This window comes from Faecalibacterium sp. DFI.5.82 (assembly GCF_029076575.1).
Lineage (GTDB): Bacteria > Bacillota > Clostridia > Oscillospirales > Ruminococcaceae > Faecalibacterium > Faecalibacterium duncaniae.
Map to the genome: position 1 here is coordinate 1 of NZ_JARFIS010000412.1, position 315 is coordinate 315.

General features: G+C 52.7%; 1 protein-coding gene. It reads right to left on the reverse strand.

Annotated features, from left to right (window positions below; translation table 11 throughout):
* Positions 1-80: twin-arginine translocation signal domain-containing protein (locus P0G09_RS17210; protein WP_275253279.1), on the reverse strand; the 80-nt coding region annotated here is incomplete at its 3' end.
* Positions 81-315 lie beyond the last annotated feature (235 nt).

Sequence of the window (315 nt, forward strand, 5' to 3'; positions counted from 1 at the left end):
CCGCCGCAGGCGGTCAGAGCAGCAGCGGCAGCAACAGCACCGCAGACAGTGAGAAACGAACGACGCGTGATCTTTTTCATAATATTTGTCCTCCAAACATCCGGGCTTTCCGTTCCCGGCTCTTGTGTTCGTGTTTTCCTTGGGTACGGCACTATTGTATCCCAGTCGGAGAACCGCTTCGACCACAAGCGGGAAAAATCGAGGTAAATTGTTTGGATATGTTTTTGCCCCAATGTCAAATTTGGGCGCAAAAAAGCCCGGGGTGCAGGTGCACCTCGGGCTGTTGGGGGATATTAGACTTTATCGACAGCGGAG